General features: G+C 37.9%; 4 protein-coding genes. All 4 read right to left on the minus strand.

What is annotated here, in order from left to right; genetic code table 11:
- Positions 1-60: 60 nt before the first annotated feature.
- Entirely contained in the window at positions 61-612 is a 552-nt protein-coding gene (locus NY607_RS24065; RefSeq protein ID WP_259420583.1) for a hypothetical protein, read from the minus strand.
- 462 nt (positions 613-1,074) lie between these two features.
- On the minus strand, positions 1,075-1,287 hold the full coding sequence (locus NY607_RS24070) for a bacteriocin immunity protein (protein ID WP_081977429.1): 213 nt from the start codon (positions 1,285-1,287) through the stop codon (positions 1,075-1,077).
- Positions 1,288-1,334: 47 nt separating this feature from the next.
- Positions 1,335-1,853 (minus strand): SecY-interacting protein Syd, encoded by a 519-nt coding sequence (locus NY607_RS24075; protein ID WP_036074957.1) that lies wholly within the window; start codon positions 1,851-1,853, stop codon positions 1,335-1,337.
- Between the two features lie 30 nt (positions 1,854-1,883).
- Positions 1,884-3,220: hypothetical protein (locus NY607_RS24080; protein ID WP_259420584.1), on the minus strand; the 1,337-nt coding region annotated here is incomplete at its 5' end.

Below are 3,220 nucleotides of genomic sequence, written 5' to 3' on the forward strand. Positions count from 1 at the left end.
TTGGAGAGCCTACTTTCGGAATCATCCCTAGTAAGCTTCCTGCTAATCCTAATAGACCCATTAAGCATCACCCCCACCAACAGGGATCATCCCCATGACGTCTAGGGCTGCCTCCAGGTCTGCTTCCTCTTCTTGCGCAGCGACAGATACAGGGGCTTTAATGGAGCCATCCATCGTCACTACCTGTCCCTGAATATCGGTATTGCCATCAAATACAAGACTGCTTGAGCCGCATGTGAAACGCATCGACTCCGCTGCACTCATGGACACACGTTTTCCGGCAAAGGTGATCGTGTCGTTGGCTTTGACCAGCAAGGAGGACTTACTATGCACAGTGATGCCGCTATCCTGATGGAGCTGCAGAAAGACGGCACCCTCCTTGGCGGTAAATGTTACGGACTGTGGGTCTAGCTTCATTTCCTTCCCTTTTGGTGTACCCCAGTAAGACGTTTTGGGATCAGCTGTTTTCGGGTTGGACTCGCCACCCTTTCGTACACTATGACGAACAAACGCTGCTTCCTCTCGATGTGTTGGGAAGGTTAGGTGGACGCTATCTCCTTCCTCTGGTGGGCTGTAAAAGCCACTATTCCCTTGCCGTATATGGTTAGCCAATCCATTTTTATGGTTTTACCCCTAGCGTTGTTTGTTTAACTTCTTATATAATTTCTTTTTTGAATGTATCCCTTTTTTATTCACGTATTATATGAAATTAAAAAGGTAGAAAAGCTGTTAGAACAACGTTTCTACCTTTAACTATTTGTTTTGACAAAGTATCCTATTAGGACATGGAAGTAAGACAAAATTCATAGCTAGTCATACAACTGTATATACCTTTCATTTAAAGGTATATTGACATTCTTAACTAATTCAATTTTTAGTAGCTCTATTTTATTTGATAGAATCGAAATGAACAATGCATAATAATCTCCTGTAGTTGGATAAGAAAATAAGCCATACCCTTTAGATGAAATAATTTTGTTCACTTCCTTTATTTTTTCTGGTAAAAACTCATATTCCAATTTACCAAGTTGCTCAAGTTCATCAAGGTTCTCCTAATACGTGTTCTAAATACAATTATTTTTCTTCTTCATACGCTAAGGCAATCTCCACTACTTCTTCTGGTGATAAATCCTCTTCATTCCAAAAAATTAAGTCACTAGGGGCTGGATGAGGAACATTATCTTCTAAAATTTCTATATATTCGCTTACTTCTTCATCAGACAGCTTAGGATTACATATTTTATTTACTAGTTCAACTAATTCATTAAAAGTTAGCTTTTTATCTATAATTATTCACTCATCCTTGGTGAAATAAATTGACAATAAATAAAATGTTAGCTTTTTAATCTTAAATTTCCTATTAATTCTTGAACATTCTCAGCAATATACTCAAATGTACCTCTTTCAAAATCTTCTAATTGAATTATTCCACTATTGTTCTCAATAACCACTAACAAACCATTTCCCTCAATTCCAATAGGTACCTTTTCTAAACTATCACCGTGATTTTTTTTATATCCTTTCAAAGACTCTCGGAAGGAACTTAGGCCAGTGCTCGGTAGGACAGGTTCTAATGTAATATAGTGCTCCTTAAAAAATCCATCTAAGTCTGCAAACCAATATGAGTTAAAATAATCAACTATTGATTTATGCAAATTTATATCAAATTCATCTTCTAATCTTGTAAAATTTTGTGAAACAGCCATTTCTACAGGTTTCCATGAGATATATTCATCCTCATCAGCTTCACCTTCATAAATTATTAGATTATCATCACTACTAACTGGTGTTTTAAATAAAAAATCTAAACCTTCTGCAGCCACCTCTTTCCTCATCTGAAAGTATATCTGCATTGCTTCTTTTGTTGACAAAATTATCACCCTTTACTTATTTAAAAATTTTTCAAGTAATTTAGCATACTCACTATCATTTCCCCAAACACCTGCAGCTTTTTCGGCATTATGAATACCACCTGTTCCTGGGTGTAACTTTGAAGGCACTGCAACTGCTTGGCCACCCCCACCTACGTGATGATGGATTAATTTATCATTATATAATTCCTTCATATCATATTGAGGGAAATGTTCCCTAAATGTTTTATCATTTATAGGAGCGAAACCTAAATCAATTTTTTGTTTATTTGCTTTACTTAAACTTTCTGGATGTTTATTCATTATTTCTTTCCAATAAAAGTCTTTATCACGTAACCAACCTTCTGCATTGGTTCCTGGTTTACCCTTACCCACATATGGCATTTCTACTGTAATTCTTGGGTCAGCAGTATATTTTTTTTCTAATTTTTTCAAATCTGCATTTCTATAAGTCCTTATAGGATGATTAGCATTACCCGTACCCTTATTCTCATCAGGCTTTTTATTCGAGCCATTTTGTGGTGGTTGGGAATTAGATGGCTTCGGACTCGAGGAGGACGTATTTTTTCCAACCGTTCCTGTATCCTCTATGCGTCTAACGTTTACACCTGCTCCTGCTAACTCCATCTCTGGTGGTCGCAGCTGACGCAGCTGTTGTTTGACTTCGTCTACTTTGGCTTGGATCTGCGTTTTTACATTTGAGACTTGCTTGTTGACTTTTTCTTTTACATTGCCTAAAAGGCCTTTATTCGCTTTTTGAGCACTTTCACTGATACCCTTCGCTGCCTTCGCACCTTTATTGACCCATTTACCAGCTGTTGCTGCATTGCCCACTACTGGGATCATAGCGCCAAAGGAGAGAGCCGCATTGACCTTGTCACCTCTTGCCGCATAAATAATACCATTCACACCATCTGCTACTTCTCCTACAACGGGGACCATCCCGACTATATCTAAGCCCGTTTGTAGCGTATTTAACAGATTTTTAGGTTTTACAGCATTTTTCACTGCTTTGGTCGTTGCTTGTGCAGCTTTTTTCATCGCTGGTAGTACTTGTTTCTTCACTACCTGCTTCGTTTGTTTGACTGCGGTCTTTACCTGTTGCTTGGCCTTCGACACGGTGGCCTTTGTTTTTTTCACAACCTTTTTCGTGGTCAGAACAGCTTTTTTAATTGCCTTTTTCGCCCGTTTAACCAATTTACTCTTGGATAAACTATTTTTCAGCTTCCGTGCCTTGGTAAAGAATTTACCCCACTTCTTCTTTTTCTTCTTGCGTTTTTTCTTCTTTTTATTGGATTTTCTTTGTTTTTTCTTCGTAGAGCTCTTCTTTTTGGAGGATTTCTTAGTGC

The sequence above is a fragment of the Lysinibacillus sp. A4 genome (assembly GCF_024919535.1).
GTDB classification, from domain to species: Bacteria; Bacillota; Bacilli; order Bacillales_A; family Planococcaceae; genus Lysinibacillus; species Lysinibacillus capsici.